This window comes from Halobacterium wangiae, from assembly GCF_021249345.1.
Taxonomy (GTDB): domain Archaea; phylum Halobacteriota; class Halobacteria; order Halobacteriales; family Halobacteriaceae; genus Halobacterium; species Halobacterium wangiae.
This window is the reverse complement of sequence record NZ_CP089588.1, coordinates 2,748,772-2,768,260: the sequence shown is the minus strand read 5'-3', so window position 1 is coordinate 2,768,260 and position 19,489 is coordinate 2,748,772. Positions and strand designations below refer to the sequence as shown.

Annotated in this window: 17 protein-coding genes; 9 read left to right on the top strand and 8 right to left on the bottom strand. The window is 67.2% G+C overall.

What is annotated here, in order from left to right:
- Positions 1 to 2: 2 nt before the first annotated feature.
- A complete protein-coding gene (locus tag LT965_RS14620; protein WP_232701590.1) occupies positions 3 to 1,532 on the bottom strand; it encodes a glutamate-cysteine ligase family protein in 1,530 nt (509 codons plus the stop codon).
- Between the two features lie 106 nt (positions 1,533 to 1,638).
- On the opposite strand from LT965_RS14620, the gene ligA reads away from it, so the two are divergent.
- Complete coding sequence (ligA, locus tag LT965_RS14615; RefSeq protein WP_232701589.1) at positions 1,639 to 3,306, top strand: ATP-dependent DNA ligase LigA; 1,668 nt, start codon at positions 1,639 to 1,641, stop codon at positions 3,304 to 3,306.
- A 37-nt stretch (positions 3,307 to 3,343) separates the two neighbouring features.
- On the opposite strand, the gene LT965_RS14610 is transcribed toward ligA, so the two are convergent.
- From LT965_RS14610 to LT965_RS14600, 3 genes are all read right to left on the bottom strand, one after another.
- Positions 3,344 to 4,528, bottom strand: coding sequence for an MFS transporter (locus LT965_RS14610; protein ID WP_232701588.1), 1,185 nt, complete (start codon positions 4,526 to 4,528; stop codon positions 3,344 to 3,346).
- A gap of 91 nt (positions 4,529 to 4,619) precedes the next feature.
- Complete coding sequence (locus LT965_RS14605) at positions 4,620 to 5,714, bottom strand: DNA topoisomerase IV subunit A (protein WP_232701587.1); 1,095 nt, start codon at positions 5,712 to 5,714, stop codon at positions 4,620 to 4,622.
- On the bottom strand, positions 5,711 to 8,113 hold the full coding sequence (locus LT965_RS14600; RefSeq protein ID WP_232701586.1) for a DNA topoisomerase VI subunit B: 2,403 nt from the start codon (positions 8,111 to 8,113) through the stop codon (positions 5,711 to 5,713). Before LT965_RS14600 ends, LT965_RS14605 begins: the two co-directional genes overlap by 4 nt.
- 154 nt (positions 8,114 to 8,267) lie before the next feature.
- On the opposite strand from LT965_RS14600, the gene LT965_RS14595 reads away from it, so the two are divergent.
- The 3 genes from LT965_RS14595 to gyrA all read left to right on the top strand — a co-directional run bounded on the left by LT965_RS14595 (position 8,268) and on the right by gyrA (position 13,352).
- Positions 8,268 to 8,810, top strand: a complete 543-nt coding sequence (locus tag LT965_RS14595) for a DUF7978 family protein (RefSeq protein WP_232701585.1) — start codon at positions 8,268 to 8,270, stop codon at positions 8,808 to 8,810.
- A gap of 140 nt (positions 8,811 to 8,950) precedes the next feature.
- Positions 8,951 to 10,864: a DNA topoisomerase (ATP-hydrolyzing) subunit B gene (gyrB, locus tag LT965_RS14590; protein WP_232701584.1), complete on the top strand. Its 1,914-nt coding sequence runs from the start codon at positions 8,951 to 8,953 to the stop codon at positions 10,862 to 10,864.
- Position 10,865: 1 nt separating this feature from the next.
- Positions 10,866 to 13,352 (top strand): DNA gyrase subunit A, encoded by a 2,487-nt coding sequence (gene gyrA / locus LT965_RS14585; RefSeq protein ID WP_232701583.1) that lies wholly within the window; start codon positions 10,866 to 10,868, stop codon positions 13,350 to 13,352.
- 45 nt (positions 13,353 to 13,397) lie between these two features.
- On the opposite strand, the gene rocF is transcribed toward gyrA, so the two are convergent.
- Positions 13,398 to 14,348 (bottom strand): arginase, encoded by a 951-nt coding sequence (gene rocF, locus LT965_RS14580; protein ID WP_269782700.1) that lies wholly within the window; start codon positions 14,346 to 14,348, stop codon positions 13,398 to 13,400.
- An 89-nt stretch (positions 14,349 to 14,437) separates the two neighbouring features.
- Here rocF and LT965_RS14575 point away from each other — a divergent pair, with 89 nt between their 5' ends.
- Entirely contained in the window at positions 14,438 to 14,758 is a 321-nt protein-coding gene (locus LT965_RS14575) for a hypothetical protein (RefSeq protein ID WP_232701582.1), read from the top strand.
- Between the two features lie 259 nt (positions 14,759 to 15,017).
- A complete protein-coding gene (locus tag LT965_RS16600) occupies positions 15,018 to 15,149 on the top strand; it encodes a hypothetical protein (protein ID WP_269782699.1) in 132 nt (43 codons plus the stop codon).
- On the opposite strand, the gene LT965_RS14570 is transcribed toward LT965_RS16600, so the two are convergent.
- On the bottom strand, positions 15,131 to 16,054 hold the full coding sequence (locus tag LT965_RS14570) for an NAD-dependent epimerase/dehydratase family protein (RefSeq protein ID WP_232701581.1): 924 nt from the start codon (positions 16,052 to 16,054) through the stop codon (positions 15,131 to 15,133). The two genes, LT965_RS16600 and LT965_RS14570, sit on opposite strands and share 19 nt — an antisense overlap.
- Before the next feature lie 88 nt (positions 16,055 to 16,142).
- On the opposite strand from LT965_RS14570, the gene LT965_RS14565 reads away from it, so the two are divergent.
- Both LT965_RS14565 and LT965_RS14560 read left to right on the top strand, forming a co-directional pair.
- A complete protein-coding gene (locus tag LT965_RS14565; protein ID WP_232701580.1) occupies positions 16,143 to 16,676 on the top strand; it encodes an Rrf2 family transcriptional regulator in 534 nt (177 codons plus the stop codon).
- Between the two features lie 60 nt (positions 16,677 to 16,736).
- The gene (locus LT965_RS14560; RefSeq protein WP_232701579.1) at positions 16,737 to 17,906 is read left to right on the top strand and encodes an NAD(P)/FAD-dependent oxidoreductase; all 1,170 of its coding nucleotides are present in this window, start codon (positions 16,737 to 16,739) and stop codon (positions 17,904 to 17,906) included.
- Positions 17,907 to 17,930: 24 nt separating this feature from the next.
- Here LT965_RS14560 and LT965_RS14555 read toward each other — a convergent pair whose 3' ends face one another.
- Positions 17,931 to 18,284: a hypothetical protein gene (locus LT965_RS14555; protein WP_232701578.1), complete on the bottom strand. Its 354-nt coding sequence runs from the start codon at positions 18,282 to 18,284 to the stop codon at positions 17,931 to 17,933.
- A 96-nt stretch (positions 18,285 to 18,380) separates the two neighbouring features.
- Between LT965_RS14555 and LT965_RS14550 the strand changes: the two genes are divergently transcribed.
- Positions 18,381 to 18,542: a hypothetical protein gene (locus LT965_RS14550; protein WP_232701577.1), complete on the top strand. Its 162-nt coding sequence runs from the start codon at positions 18,381 to 18,383 to the stop codon at positions 18,540 to 18,542.
- A 25-nt stretch (positions 18,543 to 18,567) separates the two neighbouring features.
- Here the strand turns inward: LT965_RS14550 and LT965_RS14545 are convergent, their stop codons facing one another.
- The gene (locus tag LT965_RS14545) at positions 18,568 to 19,389 is read right to left on the bottom strand and encodes a nucleoside phosphorylase (RefSeq protein WP_232701576.1); all 822 of its coding nucleotides are present in this window, start codon (positions 19,387 to 19,389) and stop codon (positions 18,568 to 18,570) included.
- Between the last annotated feature and the right edge of the window lie 100 nt (positions 19,390 to 19,489).

Below are 19,489 nucleotides of genomic sequence, written 5' to 3'. Positions count from 1 at the left end.
GCCTACTCGAGTTCGTCGCCCCGGCCCACCCAGTCCGCGAAACTCCCGGAGAGCAGCGTCTCCCGCTGGTTCTCGATATACTCGCACTGCATCGCGTACACCGCGTTCTCGAAGTCGTTGCCGTCGTCGAGGGCCTCCCGGACGCGGTCGCGCTTCCAGCGGGCCGGCGTGACGGCGTGGCGAGCGCGTTGGCGCAGGGGGAAGAGGTACTTCGCGGCCTCCTCCTCGGAGAGGCCGCGGCGCTTCAGCCCGGCCTCCGCCTGGTCGAAGAAGTCCGCGTACAGCGCCTTCCTGTCGGTGACGCGGTCGCCGTCGGCGGTAATCCACTCGATGTCTGCGTCGAGGCCGTCGCGAGCGACGTCGTAGAAGTTCTCGCGGGCGGTCTCCCAGTCGAGTCCCACCAGCGGGTGGTCGGTCCGCGGGAGGTTCTCGAGGAGGCCCGCGAACGCGGCGTGCACCGCGATAGTGTCCCGGACCGTCGGCTGACTCGCGATGGGGCGGAACTCGATGCGGGCGTTCGCGTTCTCCTTCGAGGACCCGCCGAACACGGGCCGCACCCACCGCCAGTACGTGCCGTGTTTGCGCCGCCAGTGCGCGAACGAGTCGTCGAACCGCCCGCTCTTGGACACCGACATCGGGACGATTGTCTCGTCGTTCGCCACCCGGTCGATGGCCGCCGAGACGTCCGCGAGGTCCCCGGGGAACTGGACCTTCTCCAGTTCGCCCGGGACGTTCAGCACCGTCTCGAAGACGTCGATGCGTGATTCGGCCCAGCCGTTGGCGAGAATCTCCTCGGGAGTGGCGTCGTCGTCGTAGAGGTCCGGCGGGAACAGCGGCGAGTTCACGGTGAGCGCGAGCAGTGGCGCGGCGAACCGCAGCGCGTAGTTGAAGTACGTCGGCAGGTCGACGGCCTGCGGGACCTGGTAGTGGGGCTGGATGGACGTGATGAGCGACTCCGGCATCACGGTGTCCGCCTCCAGGCTGACGTGTGGAGCGTCCAGTCTCATCCCCGCGGGCTGGTCGGTGTTCGCCATCGCGTGGTAGCGCGCCGACGCACTCATGTTCGTCGCGACAGCCATCCCGTCGCGCTCGACGCTGTCCGTGAGGTACTCCTCGGCGGTCTCCCCCTCGGGTGGAATCGTCCACATCCCGTCGCTGACGAGGGTGAGCCCCTCGGCCGCCATCGGTTCCCGCGCGGCGTCGAGGTTCGCCTTCACCTCGGCCTCCTGGGCGGCGAGGCCGTACTGGTTGAGTGGCTGGGGGCTCAGCGTCATCTCGGCGTTGTGGAGGCCGAGTTCCTTCTCGAACCCGACGAACGAGAGGACGCGACGCGGCACTCTGGCGAGCGAGCACTCGTCCGTGACCGCGTAGAACTCGTACTCAAGACCGACGATGGCCTGCGGGTTGTCGAACGTCCCCGCGGCGATCTCCCCCTTGATCGTCTCGGCGTCCTCGCGAACCCGCTGCTGGAACGTCTCGGCGTCGACGTCGAGTACATCTCGTACCCGGTCCACGAGGTCCGATCCTGGCATGGGGTGACCTTTGCCGTCACGGGCCTAATAAGCGATGGCGACGACACTGCCCGACGGTGGCCGCGGTCCGCTCGTTTTATCTTCCAGAGGTGGGTAGCTCCACTCGATGGATTTCGGTTCGTTCGCCGCGCGCGCCGCCGACGTCGAGGCCGAACCCGCCGACCTCGAAGTGGTCGCGCTCGTCACCGACCTGTTCGCCGACGCGGGCGAGGACCTCCGCGTCGTCGCGCGGTTCGTACAGGGCCGCGTCTTCCCGGCGCACTCCGAGACGAAACTCGACATCGGGCCGCGGCTCTGCTACGAGGCGCTCGCCCGGGCGGCGGGGACGAACGTCACGGCGAGCGACGTGGAGGACCGCCTCGCGGAAGCGGGCGACATCGGCGAGGTCGCCGCGAACCTGGAGCTGGGTGGCCAGGCCGGCCTGGGCGCGTTCGGCGCCGACAGTGGCGGTGACGACCTCACCGTCTCGGCGGTGTTCGCGGAACTCGAGGCGCTCGCGGCGGCCGAGGGGAACGGTAGTCAGGACGAGAAGGTCACCCTGTTGTTCGGCCTGTTCAACCGCTGTTCGAGCGAGGAAGCGCGCTACCTCGCGCGGCTCGTGCTCGGCGAGATGCGCATCGGCGTCGGCGAGGGTACCGTCAGGGACGCCATCGCGGACGCCTTCGACGTACCCGTCGACACGGTGAAGCGCGCGCTCCAGGTGTCCAATGACTACGGCCTCGTCGCCGAGACGGCCCGCGACGAAGGGGAGGCCGGACTCGACGAGATGCACCTAGAGGTCGGCCGACCCGTCCAGGCGATGCTCGCGCAGGCCGGCACGGTCACGGACGCCCTCGACGAGTGGGAAAGAGCGGCCGTGGAGACGAAGTTCGACGGCGCCCGCGTCCAGGTCCACTGGGACGGCGAGGACGTCTCGCTGTACTCCCGGAACATGGAGGACGTGACCGCGGCGCTCCCGGAGATCGTCGAGTTCGTCGAGGAGCACGTCGAACCGCCGGTCATCCTCGACGGCGAGGCGGTGGCCGTCTCGGCCGCCGGCGAGCCGCTCCCGTTCCAGGAGATACTGAAGCGCTTCCGGCGGAAGCACGACGTCGCGGCGATGCGCGAGGAGATCCGCGTCGAGCTGAACGCCTTCGACTGCCTGCACGCAGGGGGAGACGACCTGCTGGAGGCCCCGTTCGTCGAGCGCTACGAGCGCCTCGAGGCGGTGGTCGACGACGAGTCCGCGGTCTCCGAGTTGCTCGTCACGGACGACCCCGAGGAGATCGCGACCTTCGAGGAGCGCGCGCTCGAAAGCGGCCACGAGGGTATCATGCTGAAGGACCCGGACGCCGCGTACACGCCGGGCGACCGGGGGAAGCACTGGCTGAAGCGCAAGCCCGACGTGGAGACCCTGGACCTGGTGGTCACGGGCGCGGAGTGGGGCGAGGGACGGCGCGCCTCGTTCCTCGGTACCTTCCTGCTCTCGGCCCGCGACGAGGACGACGACAGCTTCGAGACCATCGGGAAGGTCGCCACGGGCATCACCGACGAGGAACTCGCGGACCTCACGGACCTGCTGGAGCCACAGATCCGGTCCGAGGACGGCCAGGAGGTCGACATCGAACCGGCCGTCGTCTTCGAGGTGGGCTACGAGGAGATACAGACCTCGCCGACCTACGAGTCGGGGTACGCCCTGCGGTTCCCGCGGTTCGTCACCGTCCGCGAGGACAAACCCCCGGCGGACGCGGACACCATCGAACGCGTCGAGCGCCTCGCAGCGCAACAGGGGTGAGGGCGGTTCTCCGGTGGTGGCTGCCCAGACCGGACAGTCAGTCGTGGAAGTACGGGACGGCGAGTACGAAGCCGGCGACCGTGAGCGCGAGCGCGTACCCGAACGCGGCCGCGTACGAACCGGTCGCCCGGATCACCTCGCCGGCGACCAGCGGCGCGCTGAACGCGCCGAACAGGCCGACACTCGAGAGCAGTGCGACCGCCGTGGTGACGTCTGCGTCGGCGACGACGGTCGGGACGACGCTGTAGAAGAGGCCGAGGCTCAACTGGACGAAGTAGCCGCCGACGAAGAGGAACGCTGCCACTACGAGGTACGTCGAGGACAGCGCGATGCCGGCGACCGCGACGCCGGAGACGAACAGCGAAGCGAGCACGACGGGGCGGGTGCGGCCGTCGAACAGCCGGTCGGTGACGACGCCACCGCTGGCGCGGGAGGCGGCCCCCAGCAGCGGGAACATCGCCGTGAGAGCGCCGCTCTGGGCGAGCGACAGCGACAGCTCCTCGGTGAGGTACGTCGGCACCCAGCTGTTGATGAACAGGTACAGCGAGTAGGCGACGAACCCGAGCGTACAGACCAGCAGCACGGAGTGGTTCCGGGCGACGCCTCCCACGTCGGCCAGCGACGGCAGTTCGCCGGTGCCGCCGCCGGCTAACTCTTCGTCCCAGGCGAGGAGGACCCCCGCGAGTGCGGGGAGCATGAACAGCGGGTAGGCGAGGAAGACGGACGCAGCGCCGTACTCCGCGACGATGGTCGGCCCGGTGAGGTGGCCCACCGCGAACCCGATCGGGCCGCCCGCGGTGAACAGACCGGTCGCGGTCGCGGCGTTGCGGAACTGTCCGACGACGGTGAGGCCGGTGTTCCAGACGAGGACGAAGCCCACTCCCGCGAGAAGCCGCGACCAGAACACCGGCCAGTAGGCGCCCTGTCGGGTGAACTGCCAGCTCACCACGCCACCGACGAGCAGCGTCGCCGTCGCGAGCACGAAACTGCGCGGGGCGCCGAACCGGTCGACGAGCGCCCCCGAGGGGAGGCTCGCGACGACGGCGACGCCGAGCATGACGCTCACGAGCCAGTTCACCTCCGTGGCGCTCGCGCCGAGCTGGTCGGCCATCACGGGCGTCGTGCTCGCCGGGACGATCTCGAAGGCACCGGACGCGACGATCGTCCCGAAGATGCTCACGACCACGACCGGGTGGTCGCGGAGCGCCGGACGGTGGTCCATAGTCCCGACGTGCAACCCCACGGTCTTGCATCTGTCCCAGGCGGCAACCGAGGACGCAGGAGCGACGGTGGGCGAGAACGCGACGGACCGGCTAGATGACGCCCATGTCGTCCAGCCGTTCGGGCAGGTAGGTGTCGGTCACGAAGTCGAGGCCGCGAGAGGCGAGTGCCTGCTGCTCTGCCTTCTTGTCGATGTCGAGCTGGAGCTCGATCTGTTCGGTCCAGAAGTCGCTCTGGAACCGGGGGTCCTCGAGTTCGGACTCGAGGGCGTTGACGTCGGAGTCGCTGAGGGGGTCGGTCGGCAGTTCGTAGTCGACGATGTCCTCCGGGCGGATGCCGATGAACTGGGCCTCCGGCGTGGCGAGGTACTCCGAGAGGTGTGCGGACTTGATGGAGCCGTAGGCGACGGAGCCGTAGATGCGGTAGGACCACGGGTCACTGTCAGTGAACACCGTGACCGGGAGGCCGACTTCGTCGTGGAGGCGCTTGGTGAGTCGGCGGGTGGCGCGGGCGGGCTGACCGCCGAGGTGGACGACGAGGCAGTTGTACTCGTCGTCGAAGCCGTTCTCGACGAGACGGTCGCGCATCCCACCGGTCTCCACCGCGAGGATGAAGTCGGCGTCCGACTCGAGGAACTCGATGGTGTCGGGATTGTTCGGAATCTGGTAGCCGCCCTGGCCGACGTCGTCCTGGCAGTGGATCTCGCGGTCGCCGCGGTTGGTCTGTTCGCGGAGGAGCAGCGGCCCCATGACCTTCGCGCCGGACTCCTCGGGGCGCATGTGGAAGTCCTCGCGTTTCACGCCGGAGACGATCTCGAGGTCCTCGACGAGCTTGTCGGACTCGCTCTGGTCGTTGAACTGGGCCTCCTTCTCGTCCCAGGACTCCGAGAGGTAGTACAGCTCCCGGAGCGTCGAGGAGCGGTCGTCGTCGAGCTGGTGCGCGAGGAAGTCGACGGTGTAGACGGACTTCAGCAGCTTCCGGGCGCCGCGCACGGAGTTCGCCGAGCGCGTGCTCGTGCGGTCGCCGTACACCCAGACGTTGGAGTCCTCGTCGTACTCGATGTTGGACTTCGAGCGCGTCGGGAGCGTCATCCGGGGGATCTCCCCGTCCTCGAACTGGTCGTAGAACTCTTCGGCCATCGCGATGAGGCGTTCTCGGGCGTCGTCGTCTTTGTCTGCGTAGCTCATTGGTTGAGGGTGAGTCGGGCGTCCTCGATTCCGTCCACGGTCAGGTCGAACGTCGCGTCGTCGTCGACCTCGTAGGAGAGCGTCTCGGTGTCGCCGCCTGAGACCGACAGCGACCACTTCACGAACCACTCGCCGTCCATCTCGACGACGTTTCCGTCCGTCGGGTCCTCGGGTTCGGCGGAGACGATGTCTGTGAGGTCGACGTCCGCGGCGGAACTCCCGTGGTTCTCGACGCGGAGCGTGACCGTGCCGTCCTCGACCTCCCGCTCGACGAGGACGTTGTTCATGATGCGGGCCAGCGAGTCGTCGACGTTCACCTGCTCGCGACCGGTCATCTCCGAGACCTTCGTCGCCATCTTCGGGAGGATGTCCATGATGACGTTCTGCTTCTGCTGGCGCTTGCGCATCGAGCGCTTCTTCTTCAGGAACGACTTCAGCTCGCGGGCGGCCTCCCGCACCGCGAGTTCGATCTCGTCCTCGATGGCGGGCACGTGGGCGACGGCGTCCTTCGACTCGCTGGTGAACGGCACGTTCGTCGACGCGACGTGCACCATGATGACCGCCGGACCCTGGGGGAGCCCCGAACTCCCCGGCTGGTCGAGGTTGTAGTTCCGCCAGCCGATGTCCTTGACGACCTCCGTGGTCGCACACGCGCCGCGCTGGTAGACCAGGGGCACGCGGTTGGCGAACCGCATCAGGTCGACGCCGCCCTCGGCTTCGAGTTCGCCGCCGTAGGCGATGCCGGCCTCGACGATGAACGGGTCGCCGCCGTGGACGTCGGCGTCGCGGGTCGAGGCGGCGTAGAACTCCGCGTCGAACTCCTTGCGGAGGCCGGCCTCCACGAGGTCAGCGTTGATGGGGGAGAGACAGGACGTCGGCGGCGCCATCACCTGCACGCTCTCCATCGCTGCGAGCAGGTCGCTGGCGACGTCGCGGTCGGCACCGACCTCCCGGGTGAGCGGCGGGTCGTCGGGCACCGACGCCATCTCCGTCCAGATCTCGCGCACGACGTTCTCGCGGGCTGTGTCGCCGATGGTCGCGTCCTCGATGTCCTCGGTCATCTCCGCAGCACGCTCGACGAACTCCGAGAGGCGGTCGCGGGTGACGCGGTCCCGGGGCGTGTCGTCGCCGAACTTGTCGGCGATGCGCTCGGCGAGGCCACGCACGGTGGCGTCGTCCTTCTGGGAGGTCGTCGCGGCGTCGACCGCGACGAAGATGTCGTCGGCACGGTCGACGGTGAGTTCGCTCCAGACCGACTCGACGACGTTCTCCTGGACGGTTTCGCCGAACGTCTTCCCCGTCTCCTTCTGGGTGTAGTCGGCGGCCTCCTCGACGAGCGTCCGGAGTTCCGAGTAGCCGACGCGGCCGGCGTCCTCGATCGCGTCGACGACGCGCTCGGCGAACACCTCGGTGTCGGCGGCGCCCTTGTTCGAGACGGCGTCGACGACGACCGACTCGAGGTCCACCTCGGACTCCACTCCAGGCGGCCGCCAACGCATCTCGCGGCCGTAGTGCCGGTCGAGGAACGCCTGGACGATGTTGTCGGCGGTCTTCTTCCCGACGCGCGTGAACTCCCCCTGGAGGAATCCGGAGACCGAGTGGGAGTCGGTGTCGTCGAGCATCTTGATGAGCGTCCCGAGTTCCACGCCGTGGGGGTGGGGGCGGATCTCCTCGGTCTCCTCGGGCAGGCCCGCGCCCTCGGCGCGCTCGGCCTTGATCTCGCCCTTCGGCTCCTGGAGCTCGATGCGGGCGTGCGGGTTGACGACCGCGGTGTGCTTGATGTAGTCGTGGAGCTGGCCGCGGGCGCGCATGTTCGCCTCCATGTCCATCTCGATGCGCGTGCCGTGGGTCCCGCGGAGGTTGCTCTCCGCCGCGGAGAGCTCCTTCTCCACGTCGATCTCGGGTTCGTTGGTGTCCGTGTCGATGATGAGCTCGTAGTAGTGCGAGACGTTGCTGTCCTGCGTGCGGCTCTCGATACGGACCGGTTTGCCGGAGGTGAGCTGAGAGTAGAGCACGGCAGCGGAGATACCGATACCCTGCTGACCGCGGCTCTGCTCGCGGGCGTGGAACCGCGAGCCGTACAGTAGTTTCCCGAAGATCTTCGGGATCTGTTCTTTCGTGATGCCGGGGCCGTTGTCCTCGACGACGAGCGTGTAGTAGTCCCCGGCGTCCTCGATCTCGACCAGGAGGTCTGGCAGGATGCCGGCTTCCTCGGTGGCGTCGAGGGCGTTGTCGACGGCCTCCTTGACGGCCGTGACGAGCCCCCGGGCTCCGCTGTCGAAGCCGAGCATGTGCTTGTTCTTCTCGAAGAACTCGGCGATGGAGATCTCTCGCTGGCTCGCGGCTAGTTCCTCCGCGATGCCCTCTCCCTCGGCAAGCGTCGACTGGAAGGACGTCATTCGGTGCCTCTGTTTTCCCGTCCGGGGGATAAAACCACCGTGGTACACCGTGGTGAAAGTGAAAGTGGTCTCCCTGGCGCCCCTCCCCGCCGAATTCGGTCGTCCCCGAGGGCGACCGCAACGAATATGCTCGCCGCTTCTCGACGTTTGCTGAATGGTCGACATCGAGTCCGTGACCGTCGGCGGCGTCCCCGTTCTCTCCGGGTTCCTCAACGGAGTGCTGGCGTACGTCACGGGGTTCGTCGCGTCGGTTGCACTGTACGCCGTCGTCGGAACGAGTGTCTTCACGCGGTGGACGTTCTCGGGACTGTCGCCGGGCGCCGAGTTCGGCTTCGTCTTCTACGGCGCCCACCTGGTCCCCATCACCAACGGTTCCGCGACGCTGAACTACGCGACGCAGGCGGCGAACTCGGGGGAACTGTTCGTCCTGCTCGTCGTCGTGTTGCTCGTCGGCACGGGCTACAGCCTCGCCGCGGCGGACGCCGTTCCGGCGGACACGCGAACGAAGGTCCTCGCCGGGGCGTCGCTCGCCGCTGGCTACCTCCCGCTCGTCGTCTTCGGCGGGTTCTACTTCACCGGGACGACCGACGGGGTGGCGCTGTCGCTGTCGTTCCCACACGTCGTGGTTCTCTCGGGCGTCCTCTTCCCCGTCTGCCTGGGCGCAGTCGGCGGGTACGTGGCGTCGCAGTCGACGTGACGGAGCGGAACCGGTCCGTCGACCGGGAATCAGGGCAGTTCACCCGCGGATAGGGTCACCCTACCCGCACTCGGCCCGGTTTCGCGCGCACGCGTGCGGGGCTTTTTTACCTATGCGGCGACTACGGCGCTACAACGTTCATGTCCGAACAATCAGAGTACAGCGCTGGCCAAATCCAGGTCCTCGAAGGACTGGAAGCGGTGCAGAAGCGGCCGGCGATGTACATTGGATCCACTGACTCTCGAGGCCTCCACCACCTGGTGTACGAGGTCGTGGACAACTCCATCGACGAAGCACTGGCAGGCTACTGTGACCACATCGAGGTGACGCTGCACGAGGACGGCTCCGTCAGCGTCGAAGACGACGGTCGGGGCATCCCGGTCGACACCCACGAGGAGTACGACCGCCCCGCGGTCGAGGTCATCCTCACCGTCCTCCACGCGGGTGGGAAGTTCGACGCCAAGTCCTACCAGGTGTCCGGCGGGCTCCACGGCGTCGGCGTCTCCGTGGTGAACGCGCTCTCCGAGCGCCTCGCCGTCGAGGTCGAGCGCGACGGCGGGAAGTACCGCGAGAAGTTCGAGCGCGGCGAACCCGTCACCGACCTCGAGCGACTCGGCGACAGCGACGACACCGGGACGCTCATCCGGTTCCGACCGGACAGCGAGATCTTCGAGACGCTGGACTTCGACTACTCCACCCTGGAGACGAGGCTGCGCGAACTCGCCTTCCTCAACTCCGGCGTCGAAATCACGCTCACCGACGAGCGTGGCGACGAGGCCCAGTCCTCGACGTTCAAGTACGACGGCGGCATCCGGGAGTTCGTCGAGTACCTCAACGAGTCCCGCGACGCGCTCCACGACGACGTCATCTACTTCGAGGACGAGGACGACGGCATCCAGGTCGAGATCGCGATGCAGGCCTCCGACGACCTCCAGTCCTCGACGCACGCGTTTGCCAACAACATCAACACCCGCGAGGGCGGCACCCACCTCACGGGCTTCAAGACGGCGCTCACCCGCGTCGTCAACGACTACGCGAACGGGAACGACCTGCTCGGAGAACTCGACGGCGAGAACCTCAAGGGCGAGGACATCCGCGAGGGCCTCACCGCCGTCATCTCCGTCAAGCACCCCGACCCCCAGTTCGAGGGGCAGACGAAGACGAAACTCGGCAACAGCGAAGTCCGGGGCATCGTCGAGGGCGTCGTCCACGAGGGCGTGGGCACGTACTTCGAGGAGAACCCCGACACCGCGCGAGCGGTCGTCCGGAAGGCCGTCGAGGCCGCGAAGGCAAGGAAGGCCGCGAAGAAGGCCGAGGAACTGACGCGCCGGAAGAGCGCGCTCTCATCGACGAGTCTCCCGGGGAAGCTGGCAGACTGCCAGACGAAAGACCCCGACGACGCGGAACTGTTCATCGTGGAGGGTGACTCCGCGGGCGGTTCCGCGAAGCAGGGCCGCAACCCCGAGTTCCAGGCCATCCTCCCGCTCGGCGGGAAGATCCTGAACGTCGAAAAACACCGCCTCGACCGCATCCTCGAACACGAGGAACTGCGCCACATCATCACCGCGCTCGGCACCGGCATCGGCGACGAGTTCGACATCGAGAACCTCCGATACAAGAACATCGTGATGATGACGGACGCCGACGTCGACGGCGCGCACATCCGCACGCTGCTGTTGACGTTCTTCTACCGGCACATGAAGCCGCTGCTGGAGGGAGGCTTCGTCTACGCCGCCCAGCCGCCGCTGTACCGCATCCGGTACCGCGGCGAGACGTACGACGCGATGACCGAGGCTGACCGCGAACGCATCGTCGAGGAGAAGTGCGACGGCAACCCGACGCAGGTCCAGCGGTTCAAGGGCCTCGGGGAGATGAACCCCCAGCAGCTCTGGGACACCACGATGGACCCGGAGAACCGCATCCTCAAGCGCATCACCGTCGAGGACGCGGCCGCGGCGGACAAGATGTTCTCCGTGCTGATGGGCGACGCCGTCGAACCTCGCAAGCGGTTCATCCAGGAGAACGCGACTGACGCAGAGTGGGTGGACATCTGAGATGAGTTCCGAATCACCAGACGTACCCGACGGCGTGGCGGACCGAGTGAAGAACGTGCGCGTCGACGAGGAGATGGAGCAGTCGTACATCGACTACGCGATGAGCGTCATCGCGGGTCGCGCGCTGCCCGACGTCCGGGACGGCCTCAAGCCCGTCCACCGGCGCATCCTCTACGCGATGCACGAGGCGAACATCACGAGTGGCTCCAGCCACCGCAAGTCCTCGAACATCGTCGGGGACACGATGGGTGACTATCACCCGCACGGCGACTCCGCCATCTACGACGCCCTCGTGCGCATGGCACAGGACTTCTCGATGCGGTACCCCCTCGTCGACGGGCAGGGGAACTTCGGGAGTGTCGATGGCGACCCGGCCGCGGCGATGCGGTACACCGAGGCCCGCATGGCACCCATCGCCGAAGAACTCCTCGAGGACATCGAGAAGGACACAGTCGACTTCCAGGCGAACTACGACGACCGCCTGCAGGAGCCGACCGTCCTGCCGGCGGCGCTCCCGAACCTACTGGTCAACGGCAGTTCCGGCATCGCCGTCGGGATGTCGACGAACATCCCGCCGCACAACCTCGGCGAGGTGATCGACGCGACCATCCACCTCATCGACAACCCCGAGTGCACGGTCGTCGACCTGATGGAGTACGTCAAGGGCCCCGACTTCCCCACGGCGGGGAACATCGTCGGGCGCTCGGACGTGAAGCAGGCCTACCAGACCGGGCGCGGCCGCGTCCGGATGCGCGCCGAGTACCACGTCGAGGAGGGCGACCGCAGCGACACCATCGTCATCACGGAACTGCCCTACCAGCAGAACAAGTCGAAGCTCGTCGAGCGCATCGCCGACGACGTCAACGACGGCAAACTCGAGGGCATCCGCGACCTTCGCGACGAGTCCGACCGGAACGGCGTCCGCGTCGTCGTCGAACTGAAGCAGAACGCGAACACGGACGTCGTCGAGAACCGGCTGCTGGAGTCCCACCTCGAGCGCACGTTCGGCATCATCAACCTCGCGCTCGTCGACGGCCAGCCGAAGGTCCTCACGCTGAAGGAGATGCTCGCGGAGTACGTCTCCCACCGCCGCGAGGTGGTTCGGCGGCGCTCCGAGCACGACCTCGCCGAGGCCGAAGACCGCGCTCACATCCTTGAGGGCCGCCTGAAGGCCCTCGATCAGGTCGACGACGTGGTCGACACCATCCAGAACGCCGAGGACCGCGAGGAGGCCAAAGAGGCCCTGAAGGAGGTCTTCGACTTCACGCAGGCCCAGGCCGACCACATCGTCCGGATGCAGCTCGGCAGCCTCACGTCGATGGAGGCCGCCGAGATCGAGACCGAGTACGAGGAGGTCACCGAGACCATCGAGCGCCTCGAGGAGATCCTCGGCAGCGAGGAGGAACTCCTCTCGGTCATCAAGGACGAACTCCGCGAGATCAAGGACGAGTACGACGACGAGCGCCGCACCTCGTTCATCGAGGACGCCGGCACCGTCACCGACGAGGACCTCATCCCCGAGGAGGACGTCGTGGTCGTGCTCAGCGAGGGCGACTACATCAAGCGCGTCCCCGCGGACACCTTCGACTCACAGCACCGCGGCGGGAAAGGCATCATCGGCACCGACCTCAAGGACGACGACCGCGTCTCGACGGTGTTCACGGCGAGCACGCACGACTACTTGCTATGCTTCACGAACCAGGGCCAGGTGTACCGCCTGAAGGTCTACCAGGTGCCGGAGATGTCCCGCACTGCCCGCGGGACCTCGGCGGTGAACATCCTCGACCTCGACGACGGCGAGGAGATCTCCGCGGTCGTCACCGCCGACGACCTCGACTTCGAGGCCGACGACGAGTACCTCACGATGGCCACCCGTCACGGCTACGTGAAGCGGACGAGCGTCGGCGAATTCGGGAACATCCTCACGACGGGTATCATCGCCATCTCCCTGGAGGACGGCGACGAACTCGCCGACGTCGAGGTGACCAGCGGCGACGACGACGTCATCCTCGGTAGCGAGCAGGGGATGGCCATCCGCTTCGACGAGAACGACGTCCGGCCGATGGGTCGGAACGCTCGAGGCGTCCACGGCATGGACCTCGAGGGCGACGACCGGGTCGCCGGCGTCGCCGCGGCCGACTCCGACGACGAGCGCACGTTGCTGACGGTCACCGAGTTCGGCTACGGGAAGCGGACGAAGCTCTCGGAGTACCGCAAGCAGACCCGCAACGGGAAGGGGCTCGTCGACATCAAGACCGACGAGCGCAACGGCGACGTGGTCTCGCTGGACACCGTCGCCGACGACGACAACCTCGTCGCGATGAGCGAGCGCGGCCAGATCATCCGCCTCCCGGTCGACGAGATCTCGACCTACGGCCGCAACACGAAGGGCGTGAAAGTGATGGACGTCGAGGAGGGCGACGAGGTCGCGGCTGTCTCCGTCTACCGTCCGAGCGAGAGCGACGACGAAGCGGACGAAGAGACGTAGACGCCACTCACCTTCGACGCAGACCGCCGAAGACGTCCCGTCAGTTCAGCGCCCGCCGCGTCGTCGACGGTGGCTCGCGCGACCCGCGTTGTACAACACTCGTTTTCCGAGCGCGCTCGCCGCGAGCTCCGCCGCGATGTCCGCGGTGCGGTTCGACTGGTCGAGGATCGGGTTCACCTCGACGATCTCCATCGAGCGCAGGATCTCCTCGTCCGCGTCACGCTCGGCGACGGTCTCGAGGGCGGTGTGGGCCTCACGGTAGGTCGCGCCGCCGCGGACCGGCGTCCCGACGCCCGGGGCCGTCTCGGGGTCGAGCCAGTCCATATCGAAGGAGACGTGGACGCCGTCGACGCCCGCACTCGCGACGTCTAGTGCCTCCTCGGTGACGTCGGTGATGCCGCGTTCGTCGATCTCGCTCATCGTGAACGCGGTCATGTCGCTGTCGCGGATGGCCTCCCGCTCGTGGTCGTCGAGGGTGCGGAGGCCGACGTAGGCGACGTTCTCCTCCCGCAGTCCGGCGGCGTTGGCCCACGGGTGGTCGGCGAAGGTGCCTTCGCCGAGCGCGGCGGCGAGTGGCATCCCGTGGACGTTACCGCTCGGGGAGGTCTCGGGCGTGTTGAAGTCGCCGTGCGCGTCGAACCAGACGGCGCCGATGTCGGCGTCGCGAGCGCTCCCCGCCATCGAACCGATGGCGACGGCGTGGTCGCCGCCGAGGACGAGCGGGACGCGGTCCTCCGCGAGTGCGTCAGCGACCTCGTCCGCGAGACGTCGGCAGACGTCCTCGATCTCGGGGAGGAACTTCGCGTCGGCGTCGCCGGGGTCTCGCTCCTCGGCGCGCGGGACGAGGAGGTCGCCTGCGTCTACCGCTTCGACGCCCGCGTCCGCCAGTTCGGTCGCGAGGTCGGCGTAGCGAATCGCCGACGGGCCCATGTCGACGCCACGTCGGTCCGCACCGTAGTCCATCGGTGCGCCGATGAGTTGGACAGTCCTGGTCACGCTCGTCGATACGACGAGTAGCCCTTTGTACGTCCGGGTATCGCGTCGCGGGCGAAGATTTATGTAAAGTAATTGCGACAGTTCGCTGTATGCCCTCTACGGTCAAACAGCTCCACTACCTGGGGCTCCGCGTGCTGGCCTGGGTGGCGTGGCTCCCGTTCACCGGTAACCTCCGCCACGGCCGAACGTGGGGCGAACTGAAGCGGCTTCGACCCCGCGAAGTCGTCGTGCTACTGGTTCCGCTCGCGTGCTACGCGGGCGTCGCTACCTGGCTCTACCTGTTCTTCCCGGTGGAACTGTACGTGTGGACGGGCTCCGTCTGGGGTGTCGGGGTACTCCTCGGTGGGTCCCTCATCGCCTTCACGACTGGCCTCACGAGAGTCATCGACTGGCAACTCGCCCGTGCGTAGTTGATTTCTGTCCCTGCCCCGCCGAAACCAGTACGTAGTTTGATATGTGTGGCTACCACCGTGGTAGTCGATGCCCGATTGGTCCCTCCAGTCCGCCCGACGGACAGCACACAGCCTCGGCGTCTGGTTCGCCTGGGTGGTTCTCACTGGCCACCTGACCCACGGCAGGTCGTACGGTGAGTTGAAGCGCGTCACGGCCGCATAAGCCGGCAAACAGGTAGCACTGGTCGGTCTGACGTTCGCCGTCCTCGGCTACGTCGTGACCAACATCCCCCCTGGTGCTGCGATGTGGGTCGGCTGGGGGTTGATTCTCGCCGGCGGGTTCGGCTGCCTCGTCGTCGGTGGCTACTTCGCCATCACGTGGTACGTCGACTACTCGCTGTCCAGGTAGGGCGCACACACCTGCTTGACGCCCTCCTCGAAGCTGATTTCCGGCTCCCAGCCGGTCGCCTCGGCGATCTTCGTGATGTCCGCACAGGTGTCGTGTACGTAGTTCTCGAGGGGGATGGGTTCGTACGCCGGCTCGACGTCCGTCCCGAGGACGTCGTTGATGAGTTCGACCATCTCGTTGAACGAGTACGCATCTCCCGTCCCGAGGTTGTACACGCCCGCGAGGTCGTGGGCGGCCGTGGTGACGAGTCCCCGGACGATGTCGTCGACGTGCGTGAAGTCACGCGTCTGGGAGCCGTCACCCCACAGTACCGGCGACTCGCCGTTCGCGATCTCGTCCGCGAACTGGCTGACGGTGTTCGCGTACTCGCCCTTGTGGGACTCGTTGCCGCCGTAACCCTGGTAGACCGAGAAGAACCGCATCCCGGCACAGGTCAGGTCGTCGTAGAAGCTGTTGTAGTACTCGCCGTAGCGCTCGCGGCCGAGCATCGAGGCGTCGTACCCCGTGGCCGCCTCGAGGTCCATGTCCTCGGGGCTCGGCTCCGTGCGACTCCCGTAGGCCGAGGAGGTCGACGCGTAGACGACCGTACTGCAGCCGTCCGCGTGCGCCTGCTCGACGACGTTCACGAACCCCTCGACGTTGACCCGGGCGCCCTGCCGCGGGTTCTCTTCGAGCATCTGCCGGCTGGACAGTGCGGCGAGGTGGAACACCACGTCGACGTCGGTCGGGAGGTCGTCGTCGAGGACGTCCGCCTCGACGAACTCGACTGCCTCGTCCAGATTCTCGGGGGTTCCGAGGTAACCGTTGTCCACTGCTACAACGTCGTTGTCCTCGGCCAGGTGGTTCGCGAGGTTCGAACCGATGAACCCCGCACCACCCGTGACGAGCACACGGGCACCGTTCATACGCTACGGTCGTCGGACGTGCCGTAAAGCCTACCGTTCTACCGTCGCCATCGGGGGTTTTATCAAATTCAGCGGAGAATGCTACAGCATGTCATCGATCGAACTGACTTCTAGCCAGAAGACGATCCTCCGGGCGCTCGTAGATCTCTACACGCAACGCGAGGAGGCCATCAAGGGGGAGGACATCGCGGGGGAGGTAGACCGGAACGCGGGCACCATCCGGAACCAGATGCAGAGCCTGAAAGCCCTCCAGCTCGTCGAGGGCGTCCCCGGACCGAAGGGCGGCTACAAGCCGACCGCGAACGCCTACGAGGCACTGGAGATCCAGCAACTCGACACCACCGCCGAGATTCCCGTCTTCTGCGAGGGCGAGGAGGTCGAGAACGCGAACGTTCAGGAGATCGACCTGACTAGCGTCCACCACCCGGAGCTCTGCCGCGCTGAGATCCACCTCCGGGGTTCCGTCCGGGAGTTCCACGAGGGCGACAAACTCCGCGTCGGCCCGACGCCGCTGTCGAAGCTCGTCATCACCGGAACCCTCGACGGGAAAGACGACACGAGCAACATCCTCGTGTTGAAGATCGAGTCGATGGAGGCGCCCGCCGAAGAGCCCGCACACTGACAACTCCCCGCCCGACTGCGTTTCAAAGCCTTTGTATCGGAGGCGGACCGACAATCTGTCATGGCCACGAGAGTCGTCGTTCTCGGTGCAGGGTACGCTGGTGCAGGTGCCGTCTCGAAACTGGAGTCCGAACTCGGACCCGGCACCGAACTCGTCTGGATCTCCGACACTGACTACCACCTGGTTCTCCACGAGGCGCACCGCGTCATCCGCGACCCCGGCGTGAGAGAGAAGATTACGATCCCCGTCGAGGACATCAAGTCCACCGGAACGCAGTTCGTCCACGACGCCGTCACCGACGTCGACACCGACGACCGCGTCGTCGAACTCGCCGAGGGCGACGACGTCGACTACGACTACCTCCTCGTCGGCATCGGCTCCGACACGGCGACCTACGGCATCGAGGGGATGGACGAACACCCCCTCACGCTGAAGAGCCTCGACGACGCCCTCGAGATTCACGAGCAGGTGAAGGAAGCCGCTCGGGAGGCGACCCGCGAGAATCCCGCCCAGATCGTCGTCGGCGGCGCGGGCCTCTCGGGCATCCAGAGCACCGGTGAACTCGCGGAGTTCCGCGACCGCCGCAACGCGCCCATCGACATCACGCTCGTCGAGGCGCTGCCCGAGATCTTCCCGCCAGGCGACAGCGAGATCCAGGGCGCGCTCCGCCACCGGCTGGAGGCCCGCGACATCGAGATCCTGACCGACGACCCAATCACGTCCTGCGACGCTGACTGCCTCCAGTTCGACGAGCGCGAGGACCTCGACTACGACGTCTTCCTCTGGACGGGCGGTGTCACCGGCCCGGCGGAACTCGGCGAGGTGGACCTCGACGCCGAACACAACCGCCTGAGCGCGTCGTCGAACCTACAGACCGAGGACGAGCGCGTGTTCGCGGTCGGCGACTGTTCACTCGTCGACCAGGGCGACGACGAGGTCGCGCCGCCGACCGCCCAGGCCGCCTGGCAGGCCGCCGACGTCGCCGCCGAGAACGTCGCGCGAGCGATCGACGACCGCCCGCTGAAGACGTGGACGTACGACGACCAGGGGACGCTCATCTCGGTCGGCGAGACGGCCCTCGCCCACGAGGTGGAGGTCGGCGGCGTCTCCGCGCCCGTCCGGACGTTCAACTCCACCCCTGCGAAGATGCTGAAGAAGGGTGCGGCCGCGCGATGGATCGCGAAGATCACGTCGTGGCCGCGGGCGATGCAGGCCTGGGACGCGCTGTAACGCGACCCGAGTGACCGCCGCGAGTCAGGACTGAGCGACGGGCCGCTTCTCGATGCGCCACTCTCCCGCCTGCACGTCGAGGTAGAACGTCCGACTGGCCTTGTCGGACTGCAGGATGAGTTTGCTATCGGTCGTCTCGAACTTCGTCAGGAGCTTCAGCTCCACCTCCTCGCGGACCGTGTCGAACCGGAGCAGGTGGCGGCCGTTGGCCTCGTAGAGGCAGACGCGCATCCGGATCTGGTAGTCCGTCGGCGGGAACTCGCAGAACAGCTGTCCCTCCGTCGACGCCTCCATCTCGCCGCCGTTCCGCGTCGCCCAGTTCTCGAACGCCTCGGCGAACGCCTCGGAGATGGCGCCGCCCTCCCAGATGTCGGTCATACCGGAAGCACTCCAGCATCCGATTTAGGGTTTGGGAGTGCGGCGACGGCGGCGTCGACCCCGTCGATTCAAGTCCGAGCGCGGTGCAGCTTTCGTATGGTCTCCGAACTCATCGGCATCGCGTTCGGTTTCTTCCTCACAATCACCCTGGTCGCCATCGGCTCGTACATCGGCGCGCTGCGCGCACTGGACACCTTCTACTCGGGGGAGGACAGCATCTTCCTCTCCGAAGACGGCGGCCCCGAGCGGGAGGGGTGACAGCGACGCGGGTACGTTCGCACAGTCAGTCGAGGCTCAGGCCAGCGTGCCACTGGTCGACGCCGGCTTCGGCCTTCTTCTGGTCCATCCTCGCGAGCAGGTGGACCGCGAGGCTCGCCGTCTCGGCTGCCGTCGTCTCGCCCTCGGTGAGGAACTCGCCGGTCTCCCGGTTGGCGAACACCGAGCAGACCGCACCGGCGCGCAGGCCGTAGATGTTCGCGATCGTGAGGATAGCGGCGGCCTCCATCTCGACGTTGGCGACGTTCGCGTTCTTGAGTTCGTCGACGAGGTCGTCGCTGCCCGCGGCCTCGAAGCCGTCGAATCCGGCCCGGCCCTGGCCCGCGTAGAACGAGTCCGAACTCATCGTGAGGCCGACGTGGTAGTCGTGGCCGAGACGTTCGGCGGCGGCGACGAGCGCGGCGACGACCTCGTGGTCGGCGACCGCCGGGTAGTCCTCCCGGACGTACTCGTCGCTGGTCCCCTCCTGCCGGACGGCGCCGCGCGTGATGACGAGGTCGCCGGGGTCCATGTCCGCTTGCAGGGCGCCGCAGGACCCGACGCGGATGAACGTGTCCGCACCGACGCGTGCGAGTTCCTCGACGGCGATGGCAGCGGATGGTGACCCGATACCGGTGGACGTGACCGAGATAGGGGTCTCCTCGTAGCTGCCGGTCGCGGTGCGGTACTCGCGGTGGTAGGCCATCTCCTCGTGGTCGTCCCAGAACGGCGTGATCTTGTCGAGGCGCTCCGGGTTGCCGGGGAGGAGCACTGCGTTCGCGACGTCTCCCTCCGCGAGTTCGATGTGGTACTGGACCTCGTCGTTCGGGTCCTCGCTGTCGCCGGGCATGCCACTGGATTCGACCGCCCCACACAAAGTGTCTTGCCGTTCGGTCCGCAGGTCCGGTGCCGGCCGCGTGCCGGGAGCCGAACACACTTCGTCGTGGCGC

Excerpts from the sequence above, each read along its gene's own strand:
- LT965_RS14610 (WP_232701588.1), bottom strand. The coding sequence starts at position 4,528 with ATGGACCACCGTCCGGCGCTCCGCGACCACCCGGTCGTGGTCGTGAGC.
- LT965_RS14595 (WP_232701585.1), top strand. The coding sequence starts at position 8,268 with ATGGTCGACATCGAGTCCGTGACCGTCGGCGGCGTCCCCGTTCTCTCC.
- LT965_RS14550 (WP_232701577.1), top strand. The coding sequence starts at position 18,381 with ATGGTCTCCGAACTCATCGGCATCGCGTTCGGTTTCTTCCTCACAATC.
- LT965_RS14560 (WP_232701579.1), top strand. The coding sequence starts at position 16,737 with ATGGCCACGAGAGTCGTCGTTCTCGGTGCAGGGTACGCTGGTGCAGGT.
- LT965_RS14620 (WP_232701590.1), bottom strand. The coding sequence starts at position 1,532 with ATGCCAGGATCGGACCTCGTGGACCGGGTACGAGATGTACTCGACGTC.
- LT965_RS14605 (WP_232701587.1), bottom strand. The coding sequence starts at position 5,714 with ATGAGCTACGCAGACAAAGACGACGACGCCCGAGAACGCCTCATCGCG.
- LT965_RS14555 (WP_232701578.1), bottom strand. The coding sequence starts at position 18,284 with ATGACCGACATCTGGGAGGGCGGCGCCATCTCCGAGGCGTTCGCCGAG.
- LT965_RS14600 (WP_232701586.1), bottom strand. The coding sequence starts at position 8,113 with ATGACGTCCTTCCAGTCGACGCTTGCCGAGGGAGAGGGCATCGCGGAG.
- gyrA (WP_232701583.1), top strand. The coding sequence starts at position 10,866 with ATGAGTTCCGAATCACCAGACGTACCCGACGGCGTGGCGGACCGAGTG.
- LT965_RS14570 (WP_232701581.1), bottom strand. The coding sequence starts at position 16,054 with ATGAACGGTGCCCGTGTGCTCGTCACGGGTGGTGCGGGGTTCATCGGT.
- ligA (WP_232701589.1), top strand. The coding sequence starts at position 1,639 with ATGGATTTCGGTTCGTTCGCCGCGCGCGCCGCCGACGTCGAGGCCGAA.
- gyrB (WP_232701584.1), top strand. The coding sequence starts at position 8,951 with ATGTCCGAACAATCAGAGTACAGCGCTGGCCAAATCCAGGTCCTCGAA.
- LT965_RS14575 (WP_232701582.1), top strand. The coding sequence starts at position 14,438 with ATGCCCTCTACGGTCAAACAGCTCCACTACCTGGGGCTCCGCGTGCTG.
- LT965_RS14545 (WP_232701576.1), bottom strand. The coding sequence starts at position 19,389 with ATGCCCGGCGACAGCGAGGACCCGAACGACGAGGTCCAGTACCACATC.
- LT965_RS14565 (WP_232701580.1), top strand. The coding sequence starts at position 16,143 with ATGTCATCGATCGAACTGACTTCTAGCCAGAAGACGATCCTCCGGGCG.